Annotated in this window: 25 protein-coding genes, 1 tRNA gene, 1 pseudogene, 1 riboswitch and 1 other annotated feature; of the genes and pseudogenes, 22 read left to right on the top strand and 5 right to left on the bottom strand. The window is 39.2% G+C overall.

Features of this window, described 5'->3' with window-relative positions:
* Positions 1-34: 34 nt before the first annotated feature.
* The 5 genes from JNUCC52_RS19880 (at position 35) to JNUCC52_RS19900 (ending at position 6,879) form a co-directional block, all read left to right on the top strand.
* The gene (locus tag JNUCC52_RS19880; protein ID WP_172772351.1) at positions 35-1,012 is read left to right on the top strand and encodes an electron transfer flavoprotein subunit alpha/FixB family protein; all 978 of its coding nucleotides are present in this window, start codon (positions 35-37) and stop codon (positions 1,010-1,012) included.
* 156 nt (positions 1,013-1,168) lie between these two features.
* Positions 1,169-1,401: a binding site (T-box leader), on the top strand.
* 58 nt (positions 1,402-1,459) lie between these two features.
* Positions 1,460-2,809 carry an amino acid permease gene (locus JNUCC52_RS19885; protein ID WP_337980630.1) on the top strand — a complete coding sequence of 450 codons (1,350 nt, stop codon included), beginning with the start codon at positions 1,460-1,462 and terminating at the stop codon, positions 2,807-2,809.
* 121 nt (positions 2,810-2,930) lie between these two features.
* A complete protein-coding gene (gene trxA / locus JNUCC52_RS19890; RefSeq protein WP_024363864.1) occupies positions 2,931-3,242 on the top strand; it encodes a thioredoxin in 312 nt (103 codons plus the stop codon).
* A 210-nt stretch (positions 3,243-3,452) separates the two neighbouring features.
* The gene (gene uvrC, locus JNUCC52_RS19895; RefSeq protein ID WP_172772349.1) at positions 3,453-5,243 is read left to right on the top strand and encodes an excinuclease ABC subunit UvrC; all 1,791 of its coding nucleotides are present in this window, start codon (positions 3,453-3,455) and stop codon (positions 5,241-5,243) included.
* Between the two features lie 128 nt (positions 5,244-5,371).
* A riboswitch (Lysine riboswitch) is annotated at positions 5,372-5,550 on the top strand.
* 102 nt (positions 5,551-5,652) lie between these two features.
* Positions 5,653-6,879, top strand: coding sequence for an aspartate kinase (locus tag JNUCC52_RS19900; protein WP_337980631.1), 1,227 nt, complete (start codon positions 5,653-5,655; stop codon positions 6,877-6,879).
* 268 nt (positions 6,880-7,147) lie between these two features.
* Here JNUCC52_RS19900 and JNUCC52_RS19905 read toward each other — a convergent pair whose 3' ends face one another.
* Positions 7,148-7,582, bottom strand: a complete 435-nt coding sequence (locus JNUCC52_RS19905) for a YslB family protein (protein ID WP_172772347.1) — start codon at positions 7,580-7,582, stop codon at positions 7,148-7,150.
* A gap of 272 nt (positions 7,583-7,854) precedes the next feature.
* On the opposite strand from JNUCC52_RS19905, the gene JNUCC52_RS19910 reads away from it, so the two are divergent.
* The 7 genes from JNUCC52_RS19910 (at position 7,855) to racE (ending at position 13,633) form a co-directional block, all read left to right on the top strand.
* Positions 7,855-8,463 (top strand): succinate dehydrogenase cytochrome b558 subunit, encoded by a 609-nt coding sequence (locus JNUCC52_RS19910; RefSeq protein ID WP_172772346.1) that lies wholly within the window; start codon positions 7,855-7,857, stop codon positions 8,461-8,463.
* 67 nt (positions 8,464-8,530) lie between these two features.
* Positions 8,531-10,285, top strand: coding sequence for a succinate dehydrogenase flavoprotein subunit (sdhA, locus tag JNUCC52_RS19915; protein WP_172772345.1), 1,755 nt, complete (start codon positions 8,531-8,533; stop codon positions 10,283-10,285).
* 5 nt (positions 10,286-10,290) lie between these two features.
* Positions 10,291-11,070, top strand: a complete 780-nt coding sequence (gene sdhB, locus JNUCC52_RS19920) for a succinate dehydrogenase iron-sulfur subunit (protein WP_172772344.1) — start codon at positions 10,291-10,293, stop codon at positions 11,068-11,070.
* Between the two features lie 231 nt (positions 11,071-11,301).
* Positions 11,302-11,760 carry an acyl-CoA thioesterase gene (locus JNUCC52_RS19925; RefSeq protein ID WP_172772343.1) on the top strand — a complete coding sequence of 153 codons (459 nt, stop codon included), beginning with the start codon at positions 11,302-11,304 and terminating at the stop codon, positions 11,758-11,760.
* A gap of 316 nt (positions 11,761-12,076) precedes the next feature.
* Positions 12,077-12,298, top strand: coding sequence for a helix-turn-helix domain-containing protein (locus JNUCC52_RS19930; protein ID WP_172772342.1), 222 nt, complete (start codon positions 12,077-12,079; stop codon positions 12,296-12,298).
* 74 nt (positions 12,299-12,372) lie between these two features.
* Positions 12,373-12,825, top strand: coding sequence for a MarR family winged helix-turn-helix transcriptional regulator (locus JNUCC52_RS19935; RefSeq protein ID WP_172772341.1), 453 nt, complete (start codon positions 12,373-12,375; stop codon positions 12,823-12,825).
* A 10-nt stretch (positions 12,826-12,835) separates the two neighbouring features.
* On the top strand, positions 12,836-13,633 hold the full coding sequence (racE, locus tag JNUCC52_RS19940; protein ID WP_172772340.1) for a glutamate racemase: 798 nt from the start codon (positions 12,836-12,838) through the stop codon (positions 13,631-13,633).
* A 49-nt stretch (positions 13,634-13,682) separates the two neighbouring features.
* Here the strand turns inward: racE and trhA are convergent, their stop codons facing one another.
* Entirely contained in the window at positions 13,683-14,324 is a 642-nt protein-coding gene (trhA, locus tag JNUCC52_RS19945) for a PAQR family membrane homeostasis protein TrhA (protein ID WP_337980632.1), read from the bottom strand.
* Positions 14,325-14,499: 175 nt separating this feature from the next.
* Here trhA and rph point away from each other — a divergent pair, with 175 nt between their 5' ends.
* The 5 genes from rph to JNUCC52_RS19970 all read left to right on the top strand — a co-directional run bounded on the left by rph (position 14,500) and on the right by JNUCC52_RS19970 (position 18,273).
* A complete protein-coding gene (gene rph, locus JNUCC52_RS19950) occupies positions 14,500-15,249 on the top strand; it encodes a ribonuclease PH (RefSeq protein WP_172772338.1) in 750 nt (249 codons plus the stop codon).
* 1 nt (position 15,250) lies between these two features.
* Positions 15,251-15,844 (top strand): XTP/dITP diphosphatase, encoded by a 594-nt coding sequence (locus JNUCC52_RS19955; RefSeq protein ID WP_172772337.1) that lies wholly within the window; start codon positions 15,251-15,253, stop codon positions 15,842-15,844.
* 11 nt (positions 15,845-15,855) lie between these two features.
* Positions 15,856-16,359: a metallophosphoesterase gene (locus JNUCC52_RS19960; RefSeq protein WP_337980633.1), complete on the top strand. Its 504-nt coding sequence runs from the start codon at positions 15,856-15,858 to the stop codon at positions 16,357-16,359.
* A gap of 162 nt (positions 16,360-16,521) precedes the next feature.
* A complete protein-coding gene (locus JNUCC52_RS19965; protein WP_337980634.1) occupies positions 16,522-17,985 on the top strand; it encodes a protein adenylyltransferase SelO in 1,464 nt (487 codons plus the stop codon).
* A gap of 123 nt (positions 17,986-18,108) precedes the next feature.
* On the top strand, positions 18,109-18,273 hold the full coding sequence (locus tag JNUCC52_RS19970) for a DUF2639 domain-containing protein (RefSeq protein WP_172772334.1): 165 nt from the start codon (positions 18,109-18,111) through the stop codon (positions 18,271-18,273).
* Between the two features lie 108 nt (positions 18,274-18,381).
* Here the strand turns inward: JNUCC52_RS19970 and JNUCC52_RS19975 are convergent, their stop codons facing one another.
* Positions 18,382-19,050: a hypothetical protein gene (locus JNUCC52_RS19975; RefSeq protein WP_443136899.1), complete on the bottom strand. Its 669-nt coding sequence runs from the start codon at positions 19,048-19,050 to the stop codon at positions 18,382-18,384.
* Between the two features lie 83 nt (positions 19,051-19,133).
* On the bottom strand, positions 19,134-19,880 hold the full coding sequence (locus JNUCC52_RS19980; RefSeq protein WP_337980636.1) for an SDR family NAD(P)-dependent oxidoreductase: 747 nt from the start codon (positions 19,878-19,880) through the stop codon (positions 19,134-19,136).
* A 227-nt stretch (positions 19,881-20,107) separates the two neighbouring features.
* Here JNUCC52_RS19980 and JNUCC52_RS19985 point away from each other — a divergent pair.
* Positions 20,108-20,181: transfer RNA gene (locus JNUCC52_RS19985), tRNA-Arg, on the top strand.
* 1,077 nt (positions 20,182-21,258) lie between these two features.
* Here the strand turns inward: JNUCC52_RS19985 and JNUCC52_RS19990 are convergent.
* The gene (locus JNUCC52_RS19990) at positions 21,259-21,702 is read right to left on the bottom strand and encodes a MarR family winged helix-turn-helix transcriptional regulator (protein WP_172772325.1); all 444 of its coding nucleotides are present in this window, start codon (positions 21,700-21,702) and stop codon (positions 21,259-21,261) included.
* Positions 21,703-21,810: 108 nt separating this feature from the next.
* Between JNUCC52_RS19990 and JNUCC52_RS19995 the strand changes: the two genes are divergently transcribed.
* The 4 genes and pseudogenes from JNUCC52_RS19995 to JNUCC52_RS20010 all read left to right on the top strand — a co-directional run bounded on the left by JNUCC52_RS19995 (position 21,811) and on the right by JNUCC52_RS20010 (position 26,398).
* Positions 21,811-22,731 carry an alpha/beta hydrolase family protein gene (locus JNUCC52_RS19995; RefSeq protein WP_337980637.1) on the top strand — a complete coding sequence of 307 codons (921 nt, stop codon included), beginning with the start codon at positions 21,811-21,813 and terminating at the stop codon, positions 22,729-22,731.
* A gap of 76 nt (positions 22,732-22,807) precedes the next feature.
* Complete coding sequence (locus JNUCC52_RS20000; RefSeq protein WP_337980638.1) at positions 22,808-23,821, top strand: alpha/beta hydrolase family protein; 1,014 nt, start codon at positions 22,808-22,810, stop codon at positions 23,819-23,821.
* 1,117 nt (positions 23,822-24,938) lie between these two features.
* Positions 24,939-25,779: pseudogene (locus JNUCC52_RS20005) on the top strand (tyrosine-type recombinase/integrase).
* Between the two features lie 64 nt (positions 25,780-25,843).
* The gene (locus tag JNUCC52_RS20010) at positions 25,844-26,398 is read left to right on the top strand and encodes a hypothetical protein (RefSeq protein WP_172772320.1); all 555 of its coding nucleotides are present in this window, start codon (positions 25,844-25,846) and stop codon (positions 26,396-26,398) included.
* Positions 26,399-26,645 lie beyond the last annotated feature (247 nt).

Raw genomic sequence — 26,645 nt, forward strand, 5'->3', positions numbered from 1 at the left:
ATCGAATCTTAAAGGGTAACGGAGGGAATATACTATGTCAAAAAAAGTATTAGTATTAGGTGAAGTTCGTGAAGGAAGCTTACGTAATGTATCTTTCGAGGCAATTGCAGCAGCAAAACAAATCGCTGATGGTGGCGAGGTTGTAGGCGTACTTTTAGGGGATGCGGTTGCAGGATTAACAGGTCCATTATTTGAGCATGGGGCAGATCGTGTTGTCACTGTGGAACATCCACATTTAAAACAATATACATCAGATGGCTATGGACAAGCTTTATTAGCTGTTATCGAGCAAGAACAGCCAACGGGCATTGTATTCGGTCATACAGCAAATGGTAAAGATTTATCTCCTAAAATTGCGAGTAAATTACAAGCAGGCCTTGTTTCTGACGTAACGTCGATTGAAGGTGCTGGTGACGATGTAGTATTCATTCGTCCAATCTACTCAGGTAAAGCTTTTGAGAAGGTAAAAGTAAAAGAGGGCATCGTGTTAGCTTCAATTCGTCCAAACAATATTGCACCTTTAGAAAAAGCTGCGGGTAAATCAGGTGATGTTTCTTCTGTCACTGTTGATATTACAAACTTACGCTCAATTATTAAAGAGGTTGTACGTAAATCTTCAGAAGGTGTAGATCTTTCAGAAGCTAAAGTCGTTGTAGCTGGTGGTCGTGGTGTAAAATCAGAAGAAGGCTTTGAGCCATTAAAGGAATTAGCAGATTTACTTGGCGGTGCAGTTGGTGCATCTCGTGGTGCATGTGATGCTGAGTACTGTGATTATTCTTTACAAATTGGTCAAACAGGGAAGGTTGTTACACCAGACCTTTATATCGCAGCAGGTATTTCAGGTGCCATTCAACATTTAGCAGGTATGTCAAACTCTAAAGTAATTGTAGCAATCAATAAAGATCCTGAAGCAAATATTTTCAAAGTAGCTGACTATGGTATTGTCGGCGATTTATTTGAAGTGATTCCGCTTCTAATCGAAGAATTTAAAGCATTAAAAGTAAACGCATAATTAGTTGAAGCAGGAAGGATAAATCCTTCCTGCTTTTTTTATGGTTATATCTCGCGAGAAGTATAATGTGAAAATTATTGTAAAATAAAATATTGACATAACTAACAAGAGACATTATAGTGGTGAATAATCATTAATTTTTCAATCATATTGTTTTGAAACGCAAAGATTAGGAGTAGTAAAAGCTCATTATTCGGTAAAGAGAGCTGCGGGGTGGTGCAACGCAGTCCAATAAGACTTTGAACTTGCCTAGGAGTGGTAAAATAAATAGAGTTATCAGATTATTCTATTTGTTTGACGATTAACCTTCGTTATAAGGTTTTTAAGTTGGGTTCATAATGAACCAATTAGAGTGGTACCGCGGTAGCTTATGGCATATCGTCTCTTCTTTCATTTGATGATGAAGGAACAGACGATATGCCTTTTTTGATTTTAGGAGGTAAGAAAGTGGAAAACAACAATCAACAATTAAAACGAACTATGACCTCGCGCCATATTACAATGATGGCGTTAGGTGGTGCCATCGGTGCTGGGTTATTTAAAGGAAGTAGTGCAGCCATTGATATGGCAGGGCCGTCTGTGCTTATTGCGTATTTAGTAGGAGGCATTATTTTATTATTTGTCATGCAAGGTTTAGCCGAGATGGCTGTTCGAAATAAAGAGGCAAGAACATTTAGGGATTTAGTTGAATCCGTATTAGGTAAATACCCTGCATATTTCCTTGATTGGATCTATTGGAAAATGTGGGTTTTAAATATTACAGCAGAATCAGTAGTTGCTGCTATTTTTATTCAATATTGGCTACCTCAATATCCGATTTGGATACTTGCTCTATCTGTTTCTATATTAGTGACAGCTATTAACCTGTTATCCGTAAAACTATTTGCGGAAACTGAATACTGGCTAGCGATGATTAAAATTACTGTAATTATTGTATTTATTATTGCAGGACTTATTTTATTGTTTGGTACGTTTGGTAATCATACAGCAGTTGGCTTTGCAAACTTAACTGAACACGGAGGCTTTTTCCCTAATGGATCAACGGGGTTAATCGCTGCAATGCTTGTCGTCATTTATTCGTATGGTGGTACAGAAATCATTGGGATTACATTAGCTGAAACGAAAAATCCTGAAAAAGTAGTACCAAAAGCTGTTCGCAGTACATTAGTGCGTATTGTTACATTCTACCTTCTTCCTTTCTTTATTATCGTTAGTTTAATTCCTTGGAATGAAGTAAATGGGGTACCTGAAAGTCCATTTGTTATGGTATTTAAAATGATTGGAATTCCAGGGGCAGACCATATTATGAATGCTGTTGTTTTACTAGCTATTATTTCTTCCATGAATTCAGGGCTTTATGGTTCATCTCGCGTACTGTATACACAAGCGGTAGACGGTCGTGTTCCAAAAATCTTTGCGCATTTATCTAAACGAAAAGTTCCTGTATATGCCATTTTAATGTGTACGGCAGCTTTATACTTAGGTGTTATCTTTTCTTTATATGCTGGAAGCAAGACGTTTGATTTCTTAATGGGATCGCTTGGCTATACCGTATTATTTATTTGGTTAATTATTGCGATTGCCCATTTGAAATCACGAAAAAAACAATCACAAAACACAAGCGCCTATGAAGTGAAATGGTTTCCGTATACAACTTGGATAGCCATAATTGCGTTAAGTGCCATACTCATTGGGATTATTTTTACAACATCCATTATCGTGACAGGCATCACTTTAGCAATTTACATTTTTATTACATTAACGTATGTATTTAAAGGCCGACATCAAGTAAATTAATTGGTGTCATTTATGTATCCGACATGTTTTTCATAAAATATACATTGCAGGCAGATTGTTCGCTCAAGCTATTTTATCCATGCTATACTACAACCATAGTAAGATTTAAGGAGGATTTCAAATGGCAATTGTACATGCAACAGATGCAACGTTTCAAGATGATATTAAAGAAGGCTTAGTATTAGTCGACTTTTGGGCTGCTTGGTGTGGACCATGTAAAATGATCGGACCAGTTCTTGAAGAAATGGATGCTGCAGGTAGTGCAGCTAAAATCGTAAAAGTAGATGTGGATAACAACCAAGGTACTGCAGCACAATACCAAATCATGTCTATCCCTTCATTGCTTTTATTCAAAAACGGTGAATTAGTAGATAAAACTGTTGGTTTCCAACCTAAAGAAGCATTAGAAGCTTTCATCGCAAAACATGCTTAATTTGTAAAATAAAGAGCTGAGCCATCTTTAGATGTGCTTGGCTTTTTTTCGTTATATAATAGATAGAGGAATTTCAATAAACGCTCGTTTATTAATAAATTTTCTTATTTTGTTGTAATATCTTTTGAGCGATTTACGATGAGAGACAAAAGAGAATGGAACGAAATGGCAATTATTAGATAGGCATCAAAAAAGGGGGGCAGGTAGGCGATGAATGATTTAATTAAACGTAAGCTTGATATTCTACCAGATCAGCCTGGCTGCTATTTGATGAAGGATCGACAAGGGACAATTATTTATGTAGGTAAGGCCAAGGTACTTAAAAACCGAGTGCGCTCGTATTTTACAGGAACACATGAAGGGAAAACACAGCGCCTTGTTGGTGAGATTGAGGATTTTGAGTACATTGTGACTTCTTCGAATTTAGAGGCACTTATTCTAGAGTTAAACCTTATTAAGCTACACGATCCTAAATACAATATCATGCTAACGGATGATAAAACGTATCCGTATATTAAAATTACGAACGAAAAATATCCACGGCTTATTACAACACGTAAAGTAAAAAAAGATAAAGCAAAATACTTTGGTCCTTATCCAAATGCGTATGCAGCAAGTGAAACAAAAAAGTTGCTCGATAGACTCTATCCGCTACGTAAATGTGTACAATTACCATCAAAAGTTTGCTTGTATTACCATATGGGACAATGCTTAGCACCGTGTGTAAAAGAAATTGATGCTCAAGTATATCACGATATGATTGAAGATATGACGAAGTTTTTAAATGGTGGTGTGGAGTCAGTAAAAAAAGAGCTTGAACAGAAAATGTTAGCTGCCGCGGAGCAACTAGAGTTTGAGCGAGCGAAGGAGTTCCGCGATCAAATTGCACATATAGAAACGGTTATGCAAAAGCAAAAAATTGTGTCCAGTGATACAACGAACCGCGATGTATTCGGTTATGCAGTTGAAAAGGGTTGGATGTGTGTGCAAGTATTTTTCGTTCGTCAAGGTAAGTTGATTGAACGAGATGTTTCGATTTTCCCGATTTATCAGGATGTTGAAGAAGAATTTTTAACATTTGTCGGACGCTTTTATGAAAAGCCTGAGCATATAAAGCCTAAGGAAATTTTTATTCCTCCGTCGATAGATACAGCAATTTTAACGGAATTATTAGCGGTTAAAGTGCTAACACCGAAGCGAGGGCAAAAAAAAGAATTAGTAGATTTAGCTATGAAAAATGCTGAAATTGCAGTGGCGGCGAAATTCCAGCTAATTGAGCGACAGGAAGAGCGTACAATAGGTGCTTGCGAGGCACTCGGGGAAGCGATGGGAATTTCAGCACCTCTCCGCATTGAAGCTTTTGATAATAGTCATATGCATGGTGCTGATGCGGTATCAGCAATGGTTGTATTTATTGATGGTAAGCCTGCTAAGAAGGAATATCGTAAATATAAAACACGCACTGCCGCAAAACATGATGATTATGGAGCAATGCAAGAAGTGATACGTCGCCGTTACACAAGAGTATTAAAAGAAGGCTTGCCATTGCCTGATTTAGTTCTAATAGATGGTGGTAAAGGACAGATGGAAGTCGCGCGAGAAGTGTTAGAGGACGAGCTTGGACTTGTTATCCCAATTGCTGGCTTAGCAAAAGATGAAAAACATAATACATCCCAGCTTTTATTTGGTGATCCACCTGAGGTCATTGCATTAAAGCGGACAAGTGACGGGTTTTATTTACTTCAGCGTATTCAGGACGAGGTACACCGTTTTGCGATTACATTTTTACGCCAACAGCATGAGAAAAATGCTATTCAATCTGTTCTCGATGGCATTGAAGGTGTTGGGCCAAAACGCAAGCAACAATTATTGAAGCACTTTGGTTCAGTTAAAAAGATTCGTGAAGCAAGTGAGCTTGCACTTCAAGAAGCGGGAATACCTGCGAACTTAGCGAACAGTATTTACAATTATTTTCAGCAACAGACGTTGTCAAAGGATTAGACATGTGCTAAGGTTGTGATAGAACAAAGCAGTGAAAAACTGATATGTTCTATTACACTTTAGATGAAGAATATGTGGGCAGAGCATATATTTTCATAAAGGTAAAAATGAATAATTTCACTATTTTAAGTGATGATAGAGGTGCAAGATTCAATAGTAGCACATTGAAGGATGGACAAATCCAATGATGGTGTGTGAAAGGGGAGCTTGCCGAAGTGAAGTATCGTTGTTTCCGATACTTTGCTGGTTTTGCATTTAATAGATGTAAGACTGTCGAATCTTGACGTTTCGGAGAGCTATCACACATGCGCAAGCTTTTTATTGTACATGTTGCAGGCAGCTTTCACGTTATGTGAAGGCTGCCTTTTTGCTGTTCTAGAGACGAATCGATAAAAGGAGAATGATAATAATGGCGAGTATTGTATTAAAGTTTGGCGGACCAGCAATCGCTTCAACCGAGCAAATTCAAGAGGTCGCTAAAATAGCGATAGCCAAAAAAGAGCTTGGCTATGATGTTGTAGTAGTGACAGCTGCGATGGGACGCACAGCAAAAGACTTAGCAAAGATGGTACGTGATATATCAGACGATGCTTCTAAACGTGAAATGGATGTACTACTTTCGACGAGTTCACAACTCGCAAGTGCCCTTTTTGCAATTGCTTTACAGGAGGCGGGCTATGATGCAGTATCTTTGACTGGCTGGCAGGCTGGTGTGCAAACAGATGGGAAACACTTTCATGCACGTATCGACCATATCGATGTGTGCCGTATGAAAGAACATTTGATACAAGGACAAATTGTCGTTGTTGCGGGAGAGCAGGGCATTTCTAGTGCAAATAATATTACAACGCTTGGTAAAGGTGGAGCCGAAACAACGGCAGTAGCCATTGCAGCTGCATTAGAAGCGGAACGTGTGGACATTTATACAAATGTAGATGGTGTTTATACAGCAGATCCTCGGTTTATAAAAAAAGCAAGAAAGCTAAAGGAGATTTCATATGATGAAATGCTTGAACTGTCCCATTTAGGTTCACATATTTTACATCCACGGGCAGTGGAGCTTGCTAAAAAGTTTCAAATGCCTGTCATTATTCGTTCAAGTGTAGAAGATATAGCAGGTACTTTATTGAAGGAGGAAGTTGAAATGGAGAAAAATTTAATCGTACGTGGTGTTGCTTATGAGTCTGATATCATTCGCTTAACTATCGGTTATGATACATACTCAACTGCATCGTTAGCAGATATGTTTGCTATCCTAGCAGAGAATCGCATTAATGTTGATATTATTGTGCAAGCTATTATTGAAGGTGTGAGACCATCTGTATCATTTACCATTTTAAAAGAAGAGTTTGCTGATGCTTTACGTGTACTAGAGGATAGTAAATTATCACTTGGTTTTAGCTTTGCAGATTTTGAAATTGGACTAGCGAAAGTTTCGATTATTGGATCAGGCATGGCGTCAAATCCAGGTGTTGCAGCACGAATGTTTGATCGCTTACGTCGAGAAGAAATTGCAGTAAAAATGGTCAGTACTTCTGAGATTAAAGTTTCTGTTGTTGTCCCACAGGACGAAATGATTCGCGCTGCAAACGCATTACATGATGAGTTTAATTTAGCAGAAGAGATTCACGAATAGTAGCTTTCTATAGATAACTACATAGGTTGATTTCCGCTACGGGCGGGCGCTTTCCGCGGGCACAAACGTAAGCCGTCACCTTGGCTAACGCGAAATGCCCGCGTCTTACGTTTTGTACGTTCTCATCAGGAGTCGCCCGCCTCCGCTTATCAACGCAACCAGGAATATGCCGATGGATACCTATAATAAAAAAAGACAAAAGGCATGTTGCCTTTTGTCGACGCTGAAAAAGGATTGCTTTTCTAACAAAATCGCAATACTTACAAGCTTATCTATTTGGTATTGTATTCATAATACGCTCTTTAACATCCCATTTAACTGTAAACATGACTTGCTGTTGCTTTTCGCGCTTCTCATCATAACATTCCGTTAAGTATCCTTTTGATTGTTGGATTTGTTCAGCAATAAACCCTGCTTCCAATCTAAAGCTCCGATTTTGAATTTGCAAAAGGGTTGGCTCATTTGTTAAATGGAAAATACGTCCATCCTTAGACTCCTTTGTCAATTCAAGAGTACCCCAGCACGCATCCGCGAAAAATGCGATAAGTTCATCTTGACTTTTACAAGGGAACTTCCGTGCAAGCTCTTTTCCAGCCCAATATAGTACGTCATCTTCATGTTTACCGAGAATAGATGATAGAATATGATCACGGATTAACTCATATCCAAATGGTGAGATTGTATTAGATGGATTATTTAACATAGAAATCCTTCTTTCTTAGAATTTTCTTATAATTCAGCGTCAATAAAGTAAAGGTAGAATTTTCGAGAAGAAACGACACGTTATGTACTAGATTGCTTCTATAATGAGGGCTATTAAAAACTCTATGTTACCTTGACGCTCGTAGCTCTTGAGAGTACAATAAACATGTCATAATATTGTACCATGATGAAATACACAGTCAATGGAGTATCATTTACAAAATGGTGACTTCTTTTGTTGTGCTATTTTAAGTACTAAGGGGGGTAACAGTCTTGTCGAAAGATCGAGAGTTTTTATGGCGTCGCTTACATTCTCTACTTGGTATCATTCCAGTAGGTCTGTTTTTAACGATGCACCTATTCATTAACTTTACAGCAGTAGGCGGAGCAGAGAGCTACAATGATGCAACCGCAGTAATGGAAAAGATTCCATTTCTTATCCTAGTAGAGTGGATTGTCATCTATATTCCATTAATGTTCCACGCATTTTATGGTGTGTACATCGCATTCACTGCTACACCAAATACAGGGCGTTTCAGCACATACCGTAACTGGATGTTCTCATTACAACGCTTCACAGGTGTATTTTTAGTAATCTTCATTGCATGGCATATTTTCCAAACTCGTATTCAAAAAGCGCTTGGTACACACGTTGATTACGACATGATGGCAAATATCGTAAATAATCCATTTATGCTTGGATTCTATATTGTTGGTATTATATCAGCAACTTTCCACTTATCAAATGGCTTATGGGCATTCCTAGTAAGCTGGGGTATCACACAATCTCCTCAGTCTCAAAAGATTGCTACTTATGTAACAAACGTTCTTTTCGTAATTCTAAGTGTAGTTGGTGTGGCTGCTATTTTAGCTTTCGTTTAATTTAATAAAAGCTACTATAATAGTGCATGCAATCATTGCAATTTTTTAAGAGGAGTGAGAAATAATCATGGCGAAAAGCAAAATAATTGTTGTCGGCGGCGGTTTAGCTGGTCTGATGGCAACGATTAAAGCAGCTGAAGTTGGTACTGAAGTTGATTTATTCTCATTAGTTCCTGTAAAACGCTCACACTCTGTATGTGCGCAAGGCGGAATTAATGGTGCCGTAAATACAAAAGGTGAAGGGGATTCTCCTTGGATTCACTTTGATGATACAGTATATGGTGGGGATTTCTTAGCAAACCAACCACCTGTTAAAGGTATGTGTGATGCAGCCCCTGGTATTATTCACTTAATGGACCGTATGGGTGTAATGTTCAACCGTACGCCAGAAGGTTTACTTGATTTCCGTCGTTTCGGTGGTACGTTAATGCACCGTACAGCATTCTCAGGTGCAACAACTGGTCAGCAATTACTATACGCGTTGGACGAGCAAGTTCGTTCTCACGAAGTAGCTGGATTAGTTAACAAATATGAGCACTGGGAATTCCTTGGTGTGGTTATTGATGATGACGGCGTTTGCCGCGGTATCGTAGCACAAAATATGCGTACAGAAGAAATTAAATCATTCCGTGCAGACGCTGTAATTATGGCGACTGGTGGCCCTGGTATTATCTTCGGTAAAACAACAAACTCTGTTATTAACACAGGTTCTGCTGCTTCTATCGTATACCAACAAGGTGCTTCATACGCGAATGGTGAGTTCATTCAAATTCACCCTACAGCGATTCCTGGGGACGACAAAAACCGTCTAATGTCAGAATCTGCACGTGGTGAAGGTGGACGTATTTGGACATACAAAGACGGTAAACCTTGGTATTTCTTAGAAGAAAAGTATCCTGCATATGGTAACTTAGTACCACGTGATATTGCTACACGTGAAATTTTCGACGTTTGTGTAAACCAAAAGCTTGGTATTAACGGCGAAAACATGGTATACCTAGATCTTTCTCATAAAGATCCACATGAGTTAGACGTTAAACTTGGTGGTATCATTGAAATCTACGAAAAATTCGTAGGTGATGACCCACGTAAATTACCAATGAAAATTTTCCCAGCAGTTCACTATTCAATGGGTGGATTATGGGTTGATTACAACCAAATGACTGAAATTCCTGGTCTATTTGCAGCAGGTGAATGTGATTACTCACAACATGGCGCAAACCGTCTAGGTGCAAACTCATTGCTATCTGCTATTTATGGTGGTATGGTTGCTGGACCAAATGCAGTTGATTATGTGAAACATCTTAAAAAGCATGCTGAAGATTTATCTCAAGATATTTTCGATGCACGTGTTAATGAAGAGCAAGCTAAATGGGATTCTATCATGAAAATGGACGGCACAGAAAACGCTTACCTACTTCATAAAGAACTTGGTGAGTTAATGACAGCTACAATGACTGTTGTACGCTTTAACGACCAACTTGAAGAAACTTACAAAAAACTTGGCGAATTCCAAAAACGTTGGGAAAACATCAATATCAACGATACACAAAAATGGAGTAACCAAGGTGCTCACTTTACTCGTCAGTTGAAAAACATGCTTTACTTAGCGAAAGTAATGACGAAAGGTGCTTTACTACGTAATGAATCTCGTGGTGCACACTATAAACCAGACTTCCCGCAACGTGATGATGAAAACTTCTTAAAAACAACGATGGCGAAATTCGACCCAGCTACGGGCGAGCCAATTATCACTTATCAAGAAGTAGATGTATCATTAATCCCACCACGTAAACGTGACTACTCTGCGAAAGGAGACTAAGAATTATGGAAATCGCAGCTAATACTGGAAGAATGGTAAAAGTTGAAATTTTACGTCAAGATACACAAGGTGGCCAAGGCTACTGGCAGAAATTCGAAGTTCCTTACCGTCATGGTATGAACGTTATTTCTGTGTTAATGGAGATTCAAAAAAATCCAGTAACAGCTACTGGAGAAAAAACAACACCAGTTTCATGGGACATGAACTGTCTTGAAGAAGTTTGTGGAGCATGTTCAATGGTAATCAATGGTCGTCCACGTCAATCATGTTCAACACTGATTGATCAATTGACTGAACCAGTTCGCCTTGAGCCAATGAAAACTTTCCCGGTTGTACGTGACTTACAAGTAGACCGTGATCGTATGTTCAATGCACTGAAAAAAGTAAAAGCATGGGTACCAATCGATGGTACTTATGATTTAGGTGAAGGTCCTCGTATGCCAGAAGGTAAACGTCAATGGGCTTATGAATTATCTAAATGTATGACTTGTGGTGTATGTATGGAAGCGTGTCCAAACGTGTCTGAAAAAGCTTCATTCATTGGACCAGCACCACTATCACAAGTACGTCTATTTAACACTCACCCAACAGGTGCAATGATTAAAGACGAACGTTTAAATGCAATTATGGGAGATGGCGGTCTTGCTAACTGCGGTAACTCTCAAAACTGTGTAGCTGCTTGTCCTAAAGGTATACCTTTAACAACATCTATCGCATCTTTAAACCGTGCAACAACAGTGCAAATGTTCCGTAACTTCTTCGGTTCTGACCATTACGTTGACTAATTGTACAATGCAAATCCCTTACACAATTGTGTAAGGGATTTTTTTATAGACTGTTAGATATAAGATAATAGTTGATTCGGCAATAAAACACTAAAATTTCTGATTTTTCTATGATAAAATAGCATTTTCCTTTATAATGAATTTGTATTCATTTTTTAACTATTAATACGGCTAGAATATCAACAGCTTCATAAAAACAGTAGCCGCATACAGACGAAGGGGATGGTTCACATGAAAGCAAGCTATATTGGGGATTTTGAGAAATGGGCAAAAGATTTTTCGTTTTATATAGAAGTACGTGTTCGTTTTTCAGAAACGGATATGTATGGCCATATGAATAACACTGTTAGCTTTACATATTTTGAACAGGCGAGAATCGATTATTTTAATCATCTTGGCATATTAATGCCCTCTGCAATAGATGACCATGTAAATGGTATTCCAATCGTAGCAGATTTACAATGTGATTACCGAAAGCAAGTTTTCTTTGACGATGTCATCCGCGTGTATACGAAAGTAGCTAAAGTAGGAAATTCTTCAATGGATATTCATTACTTGGCAAAAAATCAAAAAGATGAAGTATGCTTTACAGGACGTGGTACAGTTGTACAAATGGACCCACGAACAGGAAAAAGTGTGCCCATCACAGAAGAGGAAAAGGCACATTTAGCAGCATTAGCTATTATTTAACTGGCTTATCGTAAAAATCACCACTTTTCTAAGAGTGGGATGTATGTAACGATGTACTTAATTAGTATGGATAATGTTGAATTATTATAAATGCGTAGAAGTCAAAAATGTATAGTAGAGTTTTTCGAGCAGGCTCAAAAAGCTGGACGTAAATTGCAGGGGCAATTCATGCATTTTTTATTTGCTTATTGCGCTTATATAGAAGAACTTCCGATTTTTTTGTGGAAACTACGTATATTAATGAAAATAGCCGTCACCGCTCATCACTCCTTAACATAAGTTACAATACGTGCGGGGGAGGAGGGTGTGACTGAAAATGAATGGCTCTCATCATCGTTCTCTTTTAACAAACCGAGAACGTGAAATATTTGCGCTTTTATTAGCTGAAAAAACAACGAGGGATATTGCAGGGCAACTTGGTATTAGTGAAAAAACAGTGCGAAACCACATTTCCAATACAATTCAAAAGCTGGGTGTAACAAATCGATCTCAAGCGTTAATTGAGCTGTTACGCTTAGAAGAATTTAAATTAGACTAATGGACACTTGCTATTTCGTGAAAAAAACGACAAAATAGAACTATTCAACGTATTTTTAGGAGTGGAATAGTTATATGTCGGATGAAGTAACAAAGCACTCACCTGAAACCGTTGCAACGGTTGAAAAGGAACTACGCTATATAGCGGCCATTGTGAAGCAAAAAGGAAGGGAAATTGTTTCACAATATGCGATTACGCCGCCACAATTTGTTGCATTACAGTGGTTAGAAGAGCTTGGTGATATTACAATTGGCGATTTATCAAACCGTTTATACTTAGCTTTTAGTACGACAACAGATTTAGTGGACCGAATGGAGAAAAATGAATTAGTCAAGCGAATGCGTGATGAAAATGATCGTCGTGTCGTTGTCGTTCATCTTCTCGAAAAAGGCGAACGTATAATTCAAGAGGTTATAGAAAAAAGACAGCAATATTTGCAGGAAATGCTTGTTGGTTTTAATGAACAAGAAGTCGCGCAATTATCAAGCTATTTACAAAAACTACATGTACACATGAAACAGGATTGAGGCGGAAAGTATGAATGCCCCGATAGGCGTTATTGATTCAGGAGTAGGCGGTTTAACCGTAGCAAAGGAAATAATAAAACGATTACCAAATGAAACGATTTATTATATTGGTGATACAGCAAGATGTCCCTATGGTCCACGAACTCGACAAGAAGTACGAAATTTTACTTGGCAAATGGCAAAAGCGCTAGAGAAAATGAATATCAAGATGCTAGTCATTGCTTGTAATACAGCGACTGCAGTGGCACTCGAAAGTTTACAACGTAATATGCCTTTTCCGGTATTAGGCGTTATTAATGCTGGCGCACGTGCAGCTGTAAAGAAAACGAAGCGACATGAAGTCGTTGTGCTTGCAACAGAAGGAACAATTAAAAGTGGGGCCTATGAAGAAGCATTATTGTCTCTTAATACGTCTACCCACATTATTCCATTGGCTTGTCCAACGTTCGTACCACTAGTAGAAAGTGGCGAATATAAAGGTGAATTTGCAAATAATTTAATTGCTGATGGCTTAAAACCGTTAAAAAACGAACAATTTGATACGGTCATTTTAGGATGTACACATTATCCTATTTTGCAAAAACAAATTGAAGCTGTCGTCGGAGAAGATGTTTTCGTGCTATCTTCTGCGGAAGAAACAGCAAAGGATGTCGAGGAAATGCTTGCGTATAATGGCACTTTAGCAGAATCAAATGCTAAGCCCGCACATAAATTTTTTGCATCGGGTTCTGTACCCATTTTCCGCTCGATTGCAGAAAGTTGGCTGGAGCAAGGTACGCTTGACATAAACCGTATTACATTAAAATAAAAATCAGCTTAGCTTAAGAGCTAGGCTGATTTTTTTTATTTTATGTGGTTTACATAAATAAATAGATCGTCACGAACATCCAAGCACTTCCAGCCATGACAAAGACATGCCAAATTGCATGGTTGTACTTAATCTTTTTATTTTTGTAAAAATAAGTACCAGCAGTATAAAAAATACCGCCGATTAAAAGCGTCATAAAGCCTTTGAATGAGATGTAGTCAACTAATGGCTTATAGGCGAAGACAATGAGCCATCCCATGCCAATATAGACGATTAATGATATTTTTTTGAAGCGATATACGAAAAATTGTTTTAAAATAATGCCGATGAAGGCAAGCACCCATTCAATAATGAAAATGCTCCATCCAAGCTTTCCACCTACTGCAATTAAAGCAATCGGTGTATAAGTTCCTGCGATTAATAAGAATATGGAGCTATGATCTAATTTTTTTAACAGCACCTTATTTGTCGGAAGTGAATGATACAAGGTGGATGCTATGTATAAACAAAACATCGATAAACCAAAAATAATGTAACTAATTAGCTCTGTGCTTGTACCAGTGGTTAACGCTTTATGCACTAATAGAAGGGTAGCAGGAACTGTCAAAAATGCACCTATTCCATGTGTTAGCGCATTCCAAAATTCTTCCTTTATGGTATAACTACTATGCTCAATTGTTGGTTGAGACATGACCATCACCTCTTTCTTTGTTATATTACTATAACATGTTAACGTTTGTCATAGTAGATGAAAATGTAATGCATTTTATATGATAAATATCATATATTGCGCGTAGTAAATCGTCGCATCAATGTAAAATATGATAAAATAAGGGCGCGAAAGATTTGAGGAGGAACGAATAATTATGACAAGATTTGATGGTAGAGATGCAGATGCATTACGCCCTGTAAAGTTGGATAGCGAGTATTTATTGCATCCAGAAGGCTCAGTATTGATCCAAGTTGGAAATACGAAAGTAATTTGTACAGCAACAGTTGAAGATAAAGTACCAGGTTTTTTACGTGGGCAAGGAAAAGGATGGATTACAGCTGAGTATTCTATGCTACCTCGTGCCACTGCACAACGTACACCACGTGAATCGTCACGCGGGAAAGTAAACGGACGTACAATGGAAATCCAACGTCTTATTGGTCGTGCATTGCGTGCTATCGTCGATTTAGAAGCTTTAGGTGAACGTACTGTATGGATTGACTGTGACGTCATTCAAGCAGATGGTGGAACACGTACTGCGTCTATTACTGGTGCATTTGTAGCAATGACACAGGCGATTGCTAAGCTTGCTGAAGAAAAACAACTAGAAAAATTCCCTATTACAGATTTCTTAGCTGCTACAAGTGTCGGCATTGTTGAAGAACAAGGTGCCGTTTTAGACTTAAACTATGTTGAAGATGTTGCCGCAGCAGTTGATATGAACATCGTTATGACTGGTGCTGGCCGTTTTGTTGAACTACAAGGTACAGGGGAAGAAGCAACCTTTTCTCGCGAAGAATTAAATGAATTGCTTGCATTAGGTGAAAAAGGAATCCAAGAATTAATTGAACTACAAAAACAAGCACTTGGAGAACTAGCTCATAAAGTAGGAGGAAACAACTAATATGAAACAAGTTGTAATAGCTACAAAAAACAAAGGCAAAGCCAAAGATTTTGAAGCGTTATTTGCACCCCTTGGCTTTGAAGTGGTGACGATGTTTGATGTCGCGCCAAATATGGAAATAGAAGAAACAGGCACTACATTTGAAGAAAATGCGGTGTTAAAGGCGGAAGCATTGGCAAAAGAGCTAGATACAATAGTTATTGCAGATGATAGCGGCTTAGCTGTAGATGCACTAAATGGTGAGCCAGGCGTTTATTCGGCACGGTATGCTGGAGATCATGATGATGAAGCAAATATGGTGAAGCTACTGCAAAATTTACAAGACGTTGAAGAAAACAAGCGTACGGCTCGTTTTTGTTGCTGTATTGCCATTGCAGGTCCTGATTTTGAAACAACAACTGTTTTTGGCACTTGTGAAGGTGTAATTGCGCGTGAAAAACGAGGTACAAATGGCTTTGGATATGATCCAGTCTTTTTTGTACCAAGCTTAAATCGAATGATGGCAGAGTTATCGCCAGAAGAAAAAGGGGCTATTTCTCACCGAGGAAATGCCATTCGTAAGCTAAAGGAACAATTGCCAAATCTTATTAAGTAAGAGGTGATTCTATGCAAATATTAGTCATGAGTGATACACATGGAGATAGCAGTGTCATTGATAAAGTACGTAGCTTTTATCCAACTGTCGAAACTTTGATTCATTGTGGCGATAGTGAGCTACCCTTCTCCCATGATGCACTCAATGATATGAAGAAAGTACGAGGAAATTGTGATAGCGATCAAGCCTTTCCTGATGAAGTCATTATGGAAGTGGGCGACGTGACTCTTTTTGTGACACATGGTCATTTATTTAATGTGAAAACATCCATTTTGTCATTATCGTATCGTGCAAAGGAGGTCGATGCACAAATTGCCTGCTTCGGCCATTCTCATGTACTAGGTGCTGAAATGATTGATGATGTCCTTTTTATTAATCCAGGAAGCTTATTAAAGCCAAGAGGTCGCAACGAAAAAAGCTTTGCAATTATAGATATTCAAGATGATTATTTTCAGGTCAATTTCTTAACAGATGACAATGATTGTATTTCAACGCATAAGTTTATGCGGAAATAAGTCATAAGAAATGGCTAATATAAAAACGCTTAAGATTCTGCTAAAAGAGAGTTTAAGCGTTTTTATATTTATGTATAACTATATTGCTGGAAATCATGTCCACGAATTATTTGCATTAGAGTAGAAAAACTAAATGAAAAGAACAAGGGTGATTATATGACTATGGCAAACAACATAGGTTGGAATTTTGATAATAGCTACACTCGTCTACCGAGTTCATTTTATAGCCGCCTTCCATTGAATCGTGTACAAGCCCCAAAATTGGTGATTCTTAATGAGGCGGTGGCCGAGTCCCTCGGATTAGATACGAGTGCCCTTCAACGACCAGAAAGTATCGAAATACTTGCTGGTAATGAGGTGCCGAGTGGTGCAATACCGCTCGCACAAGCTTATGCAGGACATCAATTTGGGCATTTTAACATGTTAGGTGATGGCAGAGCGCTGCTTCTAGGTGAGCAAATGACACCTACAGGGGAGCGTTATGATATCGGGCTTAAGGGATCAGGGCGAACACCTTATTCGCGAGGAGGAGACGGTCGTGCGGCACTCGGTCCAATGCTCCGTGAATATATCATTAGTGAAGCGATGTACGCATTGGGCATTCCGACATCCCGTAGTTTAGCGGTGGTAACTACAGGAGAAACGATAATACGTGAAACGGAACTGCCAGGTGCTATTTTGACGCGTGTTGCTAGCAGCCATTTACGTGTGGGAACATTTCAATATGTGGCGCAATGGGGGACAGATGAAGAGCTTCAAATTTTAGCTGATTATGCAATTGAACGTCATTTCCCAATGATAGATCAGACGCAACCTAATCGCTATTTAAGTCTGCTTCAGGAAGTTATGGAGAGACAGGCTAAGCTTATTGCCCAATGGCAGCTAGTTGGCTTTATTCATGGTGTGATGAATACGGATAATATGACCATTAGCGGTGAAACAATTGATTATGGTCCTTGTGCTTTCATGGATACGTATAATCCAGCAACAGTCTTTAGCTCAATCGATAGACAAGGTCGCTATGCATATGGAAACCAGCCACCTATTGGAGGATGGAATATCAGCCGTTTTGCTGAAACATTACTTCCGCTCATTCATAACAACGAAGAAGAAGCTGTGATTTTAGCACAAGAAGTAATACAGCAATATCCTCAATTGTATTACACAAATTGGCTAGCAGGCATGCGAGCGAAACTAGGGATTTTTAATGAAGAAGAGCAAGATGCAAAGCTGGTAGAGGAACTGCTCACGTTAATGGAAAAGTACGATGCCGATTATACGAATACATTCCGTGCTTTAACTTTTACTAAATGTGAAGGAACGGACCTATTTAATAGTGCAGAATTTACAAATTGGTATGAGCAGTGGCAAGCAAGACGTGAAAAACAAGAGGAAAGTGAAGCGGCATCACAACAATTAATGCGTGATAATAATCCAGCAATTATTCCACGAAATCACCGAGTAGAAGAAGCATTAGAAGCTGCCGTTACACACGGAGATTATCGTGTAATGGAAAAGTTACTACAGGCACTTTCACAGCCTTTTGCCCATACAAGTAACCAAGAAGAGTATGCAACGTTACCAGCACCATCCAACTGTCCTTATCAAACGTTTTGTGGCACATAAATTTAGAAAAACGAAGGAATGCATATCCTTCGTTTTTTTTATTGAAGTAAAAGAAAAGCAGTAACAGCACAAAACCTTTGAGCATACGTTATGTAGGAGTAACAGAAAAGGAGACTGTGCAACGTGCATCGATATTCTAAAGGTTGGTTTGTCAAAGAGCTACGTGCAAAGGGAATTTTAGTTCATCCTCAATTAAAGACACACCTTGGGCTTTTTAAGGAATCTGAACTACGGAATTTATATTACCGCTATGTTGACAAGCAACCCGTCAATCCAGAGCAAACATAGATTAAGTGGGATATACTAGCGCAAAGGAAAATACTTTATAATGGAATACGAAAAACCAGATTGATGGACAAAAGATATTGTCGATGAATCTGGTTTTTTATTTATTCGTTATGAATAAAAGCGGTAGCAAAATTGCATAACAATCGCCATTGCAATCATATCCGACATTTCGAGTACCTCTGCTTCAATCTCATCAAAAACTTGCACATCTGCTTGATAGTCTTTTTGAATCATTGTAACAGCTTCTTTTTTCGTTAAAGCTAAATGGCTATAAAACATTTGCTGTACGGCTTCCTTACTCAAATATGGATTAATTGTACTTAAAAATATCGCAATATCATCGGCATTACGATACCATTCTTTTTCCTTTGCTGCTGCGGTTGCGGCATCTCCTTTATTCGCTGCAGTCACGAGCTGCGCTGCAATAAGTAGATGCTCTTTAATCAGCTCGGCGTATCGATCAGCTAGTTGATCTCCGTAAAAAGGACGGAGACAATTTCCTAAATCTGTCGCATTGCGTAAAAGACGTGTTTGTACAAATGGTAAATCAGGCAAACCAAAGACAATACTAATAATGGTCATTCTCGTCCAATTGACATGCTCCAACCACAACAATCGATTCATCGCCATATAATCAGATTCTGCTTTACTGATACACAGTCGAGTATCTCTCTGGGGTTTTAAAAAGTGCCGAATAGGTGCCGTATATTGGGTATAAGGGGTAGTATAAATAGCGCTTAATGAATTGCCGTAATAGTCATTTATATACGGATACAATGCACGTTCACTCCCTCAAAAAATTCATTCTATTTTAGAATACTCGACAATATCCTTGGATGTGCATAAATGAAGAGTGTTCATTAATCTTCATACATCATTTTCTTGGTCATTCCACCATCGACAGTAAGATTGATACCTGTGACAAATCGATTCGCTGGATTTGTTAAATACAGACATGCTTGTGCAATATTTTCTGGCATGCCAACCCGCCCTGATAAATGTTGTGCATGATCGATTGAACGTAACTGACCATAATCCCCCGTCTCAATCCAACCAGGTGATATACAGTTGACCGTAATCTGATCTGGCCCTAAAGAGCGTGCTAGAGCGTGTGTTAAAGCGACAATACCACCCTTTGAAGCGGCATAAGCCTCAGTATTAGGTTCAGACATAAACGCCCGCGTAGAGGCTAAAGAAACGATCGAACCACCATGCTCATTCGTCCGCATTACTTTTGCCGCCTCTCTAGAACAAAATAAAACACTCGTTAAATTCGTCTGTAACATATCATGCCATTGTTCAAACGTAATGTCATAAGGTGAAAGATGTTGAAACTTACCCGCATTATTAATTAAAATGCTGATTGTCCCAAAATGCTTTACCGTTTGTTGCATTAAAGAAACAATAGCTTGTTCCTGTGAAACATCTGTTTCTATAAACAATGCCGAATAACCTTGCTCATGCATTTCTTGCTCCAGCTGTTTACCGAGCGCTACATTGACATCGGCAATGACAACCTTTGCTCCACTCTTTGCGTATGCTAGCACAATGCCTTTACCAATGCCATGTGCACCCCCAGTCACTACAACAACAGCGTTCTTAAACATGCCTATACCTCCTATCATTTAGTTTTCATTATTTTAGCAAAAATAGGGCACTATAACGTATTAGAATGACATAAAGAAACCTATAGATTCATACAATAAATAGGTATATAATATTTTCAAGGCAAACCTTGCCTTCATAGTAAAATTCATGTTGACATTATGTTATAAACGACATATAATAAATATTGTCTTTCCTAAGAGAAAAGTTAATTAGGAAAACACATCATGTCTCAGTAGCTCAGCAGGATAGAGCAACGGCCTTCTAAGCCGTCGGTCGGGGGTTCGAATCCCTCCTGGGACGTCTAAAGGTTCAGATAGAACAAATTTGAACCAACTGAAAAGCGCTTCAAATCCTTTGTTGTCAAGGGTTTGAGGCGCTTTTCCTTTTTTTGAGAATACGTTAGAAAAGGATAGAAAATGAAAAGTTTCTACACATTTTCTACACAAAATAAGGTGTTACTAAAACGTTTGGTGACTGTTATAGAACTAAGCCGCAATAAGGTAAATTGCATACAAATTGCCGAGCAGACTTCAAGATAACCATTATTTCATTAATTTTTATTAATCAATCAATTCTTTTTTAAGCATTTAAATAGTACCCTTAGAAAATAAATGTAATTGATTTATTCAACAAACGGGCCAGATTGTGGAATAAGGGGTCTAGCCAAATTTATACGGATTCACAACGGTAAGCAAAGAAATATCCCCAAATGACGTTTTGGGTGTGTTTTCTTATTCAACAATCGGGCGCGTTTGTGAAGTGAAAAACTGGTCCAATTTCTTAATTTTAATGTTAAGAGATTGGACTTTTTATATTTGTTCATGGTGCAAAATAGCACTTAAAACAGGTTATTGGTAGTTAGTTTTTGTTTATATTTTTGGTCATGTATTTTAGTAGGTTTTTAACTTTTTAGAGAGTCTCCTTTTTGTTACCAAAAACGGTCGTTTATGGGGTGAACGGAGAAAAAACAGTGTATGTACAGCATCGCTCCTCGATGACGCGCTTCTTCTCATAAGGAAAAGAAAAGAAAAGAAAGTTGTATACTGAGAAATTATAGTGTTAGTCTGAGTTGGTAGTTTGCACCATTGAGTTAACTGGCAGTTATCTTCAATAACCACATAGTATAAAAGGAATATGTCTGCATCTGAAACGCCTATATTTGGCGTTATTTTCGTTCCATTCCTCACCATCTCATGGAACTTGAAGCATGTATTATAAAATTGCTAATTGCAACTCAACTGCTTGCTTTTAAAGTCAGAGAATGTTGCGATACCTAGAGGGGGGCTTTTGCTTTTGGAAAGCAAAAGCCCCCTCCATCGTTTTGGTGGAAGGGACTTAAAAATATGTGGTCATGGCGTTGGGGCATTATAAGATGCGTCAGCTCCTTTTTTTTGTTCTTTCCGCCAACTTCGTAATCGACTCCACGTCTTGATCGGTTAATTGATCCAGAAAATGTTTGCGTATGGCCATGGTGACGATGGGACGGGCATCATTTAAGGCTGATTTGCCAATGGGAGTAATGATGACCTGAACACCGCGATTGTTGTCTAATGGCTTCCTCATCACCATCCTACGTTTCTCCATCCGCGTCAGATGATGTGACAATCGGCTCTTATCCCAGTCCATGGATTCGGCCAGTTCCTGTTGACGAAGGCTGCCGTTCCCCAGAAGGTCTAACCGATCCAGTACTCCATAATCGCCCTCTGATAGTCCCGTGTGATCGGACATCTCTTTGATTACGCGACCGAAAATGCTGTGAAAGGAGCCTTTCCACTTATACCATAATTGAATTTCTTCTTCGTTCAGTTCGCTATTATTCATGGAATCATTATAGCATAGTTGACGTGTCAACTGCAATGTGATACAGTTGCGTAAGGTTGATATATCAACCTTGCTATTTCTGAGAAGACCAAGAAAGGAACATCCATTATGCAAATGAACGTAATTACGTCTACTCCAGTTATCTCTTTTAAGCCGGTAATACTATCGGCCCCGATGCGTGGCGAGGATTTGCAAGTGCGGGTATCAGCGCCAGCGACGGGTAGCCAATTGCCTATTATTATTTTCTCGCATGGCTTTGGTTGGTCGATGGACAGCTACGGTCCGTTAGTCGACTACTGGGCTGCTCAAGGCTTCGTGGTCATTCAACCCACCCATCTCGACTCGAGGACGCTGAATCTCCCTCCTGACGATCATCGTACACCACTGATTTGGCGTTTCCGAGTCGAAGACCTGAAGCTCATCCTTGACCAACTTGATTTTATTGAAGCTTCCGTACCAGTCCTCAGCGGACGTCTCGACCGAAGTCGTATTGCCGCAGCCGGACACTCCTGGGGAGGCCAAACGGTGAGCATGCTACTTGGCGCGCGAGTCCTCGATGCCAATGGCGAACCAGGAGAGGACATGTCCGACTCGCGGATCAAGGCGGGCGTATTGCTTTCCACGACTGGCCTTGGTGGAGCTGATTTGACTCAGTTCGCGGCAGAGCACTTTCCTTTCATGCATCCGAGCTTCTCTGAGATGAGGACGCCGACTCTTGTGGTCGCTGGGGATCAGGACCAATCCCACCTGTCCACTCGGGGGCCTGACTGGTTCACGGACCCCTACTTCCTGAGCCCTGGCAGCAAGAGCCTGCTCACCCTCTTCGGGGCAGAGCATATACTTGGCGGAATCTCCGGGTACAACGTCGCGGAGACGACGGACGAGAACCCCGAACGAGTTGCTTTGCTTAGGCAGCTCACGTGGTCGTACTTGCGCGATACGCTCGACCTCGACAATTCTAGCTGGATAGAAGCACGCAAAGACCTGGAGGAGAGTACCAATCCGTTAGGACGAATTGAATCCAAGTAAGAATAATTGATCACAGCGATCTCAAAGAATGGACCATCCTAAAAATAGGATGGTCCAAAAAAGGAGAGTGTTACTAATGCAGATTAATCCAAAGAAAGAGCGTTCCATGAGCAAGCCGTTCACTGAAGTTGCCGGTCCTGTCAACGATTCTACACCTGTTATATCCTTCAGCCCCGTGGTGCTTTCGGTCCCAGGGCGGATTGTGGATTTGCAGATCAAGGTCTCTGCACCCTCGACGGGGAGCGACTTGCCCGTAATTCTTCTTTCGCACGGTCATGGGCCTTCGAACTTTGTATCATCTCTACACGGCTATGGACCCCTCGCAGACTTCTGGGCAGCTCACGGCTTTGTCGTTATCCAGCCCACTCACTTGGACTCCAAGGTCCTAGGTTTGCGTGAATCGGATAACCCAGAGGCACCGTTGTTTTGGCGGTCACGAGCAGAGGACATGCGCTACATTCTCGATCACCTCGAGCAGATTGAGGCTGCTGTTCCAGGGCTCGGTGGACGCCTAGACCGGAGCCGGATCGCCGCAGTCGGGCATTCAATGGGCGGGCATACGGTAGGCATGCTGTGTGGTCAGGGGGTTACTGATCTGGTCGATGGGACGGAAGTGAATCTAGGCGACTCTAGGATCAAGGCGGGTGTACTGTTGGCTGCGCCAGGCAAAGGTGAGGACCTCGCCACATTCGCAACCGAGCACTACCCGGTATTGAAGACAACTAGCTTCGCCACAATGACAACACCAGCCCTCGTCGTCGTGGGCGATAACGACTGGAGCCCCGCGTTCTCCAATCGCAAGGATTGGCACTCTGATGCGTACTTCTTGAGCCCAGGCCCCAAAAGCCTGCTGACGCTGTTCGGAGCGGAGCATGGGCTAGGCGGGGTAGCCGCGTACGACGCGAAGGAAACGACTGACGAAAACCCCGAGCGCGTGGCTGCGCTGCGAGCGCTCGTCTGGTCCTATCTCCGTACCGCGCTCTACCCTGAAGACCCAGCCTGGTCTGCAGCGTGTGCCGCGTTGATGGATACACCTAATCTACTGGGTACTATCGAATGTAAAGGGAGCTCTAAGAAGGCGCACGCTTGATTGCGTCGTGATATTGTCGGGGGACAAGGACATTCATCCATTAGAAGCCGTGAATAGCCCACGGCTTTTTTATTTTAATGATGCAAGACCTTGTCAAAGACTCAGGACAAGGTCTTTTATTCATTCCCGATTTAGGATAAGAACTTGCGTTGATTGTCTAAGTGGGAATTGGCATTAAGCTAACGGGGAACAACAGTGAAATGATTATGACAGGAGCAGGCACCGCAACGACCTGCTCTTGGTCGTTGAAATAAACGGACAGAGTTTAGTAAATGTGAGGTGACCCCTAATACAATAATAATAATTATCAGGGGGTATTATTATGAAAAAAATTTTATTATGTATAACCATCTTATTCTGTTTGTTTACAGTAGTAGGTTGCAGTGAACAATAGAAGGCTGTAACAGGTGATTTCCTTTTAGGAAATTTTGGATTTGACCTTAAATCAAATGAAACTTACCATCTTGTTGTTCCAATTGAATGGACAGGTGAATCATCTGTGACAATAGAGTCGATTGAGTTGGTTAAAAGCGATGGAATTCCTGTTACATACGAGTAAGATGGTATTAAGTATGAAATTTTCGGTGTTGACCCATTAAAGAAATCGGGAGTTTATGGAGATAGAGATATAGGAGATATAAAAAGTATTAATAACTTTGAAATCAACGGTAAAGGAAAAATTGTTCTTAAACTTTCAACTGAGAACGTAAAGAACGATATTGACCGAAGAGTAAAAATCAGTTTTAAAGTTAACGGAGAAAAAAGTGAGAAAATTATTAAGTGGAAGACTCTTGAACAATTTTCTGCGGTTCAATAATTAAAGGCATTTCCTTTATTTAACTAACGGATGTTTTAGTGCAACAATGATTTATAAAGCATACATAATAAATATTAATAACGTTCCTAAATGTAAGTTCGGGACACTGAAAAATGAACTTCAACAATCGGGCGCTTTCCTGGAAATAGGGGAAGGCCCCTTTTCTATTTTCTGGTTAACAATACTTCAGAAATTATTAATATATTAGCTTATTGAATAATCTCTGTATGAAACAGCCTCTCTCTGAACATAATAAAATATAGAATACTAGATTTAACTTAGTAGGAGAGTGAAAGACACATGTTATTATCCGAAGCGTGGAAAAAGTATCAACAGGATAAAAAAATCGAAGGATATTCATCCTTACATTAAAAACATATTGTTTTCAATACAATGTATTATTACGATTTTTTGGTGATATTGATATGAACGAATTTAATACAGATAGATTAAAAGAATATTTAATACGATCAGGAGACCCCTTAAAGCCTTCCAGTTTAGGAAATAGGATTCGTTGTGTTAAATCATTATTTAGATGGTCACATGAAGAAGGTTATACTCAAAAAAATCCTGTAGCTAAATTAAAAGAGCCGAAATTAAGTAAAAGGATTCCTAAATTTCTCTCAGAATTAGAGATAGAACTTCTAAGGGAAGCTTGTCAAACAACAATGGAGAAAGCACTATTTGAGTTATGTATTCAACCGGCTACCGTATTGGTGAAATTGTAAAATTAGATCGAGAAGATATCGATTTTCAATCGAATTCAGTAATTGTACAAGGGAAAGGTGATAAAGAAAAGGAAGTGTACTTTAATACCCGCTGTTCTATTTGATTAAAAAGGTATTTAGATGAACGAGAGGATAAAGAACCTTGTTTATTTATTACGGACAGACGGCCGAAAAGGCGAATGAGCATTGATAATTTAAGCTATATTATCAAGCGCATATTAAATTGTGCTAGTATAAAAAAGAGTATACATCCGCATCAATTACGACACAGCTATGCAACGCATATGATTAATAACGGTGCACCAATTGATGTCATTCAAAGTTTACTGGGTCATGAAAAGAGTAAGACTACAAAGATATACGCTCTACTAAGCGGAAAGCTAAGACAAGATTTATACAGTAAATACTTTTAAAAAACTTTCATTCAATCAAGACACTCATGTAGAATTACAATACTTTCTAAAAGGAGGATATATAATGAAAGCAACGAAACTCGTATCATTAGCAATACCTATTCTATTATTAGTAGGTTGTGCGGTAGAAAATAAAGAGTCTACTCCTAAGACTGAGCAGTTAAGCAAATCAACAATGAAAACAGTAATATCAGAGAAACAGTATCCCTATTATATTTGTGAACAATTAGTAGAGTTTCAATACATGAAGGATTTATTCATAGTAAACTCGATGAAAGCTATGGAAGACAAAGAAAAAGAAAAAGATCTTTTAAAAACAGCAAACAAGATGGATAAGATATTAGACAATATGGAATATGTAAAAGTTCCTGATAAATACAAAGACATTCACAAAGACATACAAGTAGGGGTAACAGATGCAAGAAAAGCAACAAAGCTTATTAAAGACGCTAGTAAAGAGGATAAACCGAATATGCAAGAAGCTGTACTAAAAAGTACTCCACATTTATCAGGTGTAGATGGAGATAATTGGAAAAACGCACTTTATGAATTAAGTAAGGAAAACAAAGATGCTTATGGTAAAGCACTTGATAAATTAATGAAAGAACATGCGGAATAATATAGTACCATACAAATTATAAGGGAGTTAAGCGTAAAATTAGTTCTTCAACTAACGGGCTGCTTTAGTTTAACAAGAATTATGGTTATAATCTTCCACAAGCGGGCGCATTTCTTTAATAAGGAATGCGTCTTCCTCTATTAAAGGGCCATTAAATTGATTAACACTTCTAAATTAATTTTATATTAATCTTGATGTGAGACTGTGAAACAATGTACTTAAGCTAACGGGGCAGTTTATAATTAAC

This window comes from Lysinibacillus sp. JNUCC-52 (genome assembly GCF_015999545.1).
Lineage (GTDB): Bacteria > Bacillota > Bacilli > Bacillales_A > Planococcaceae > Lysinibacillus.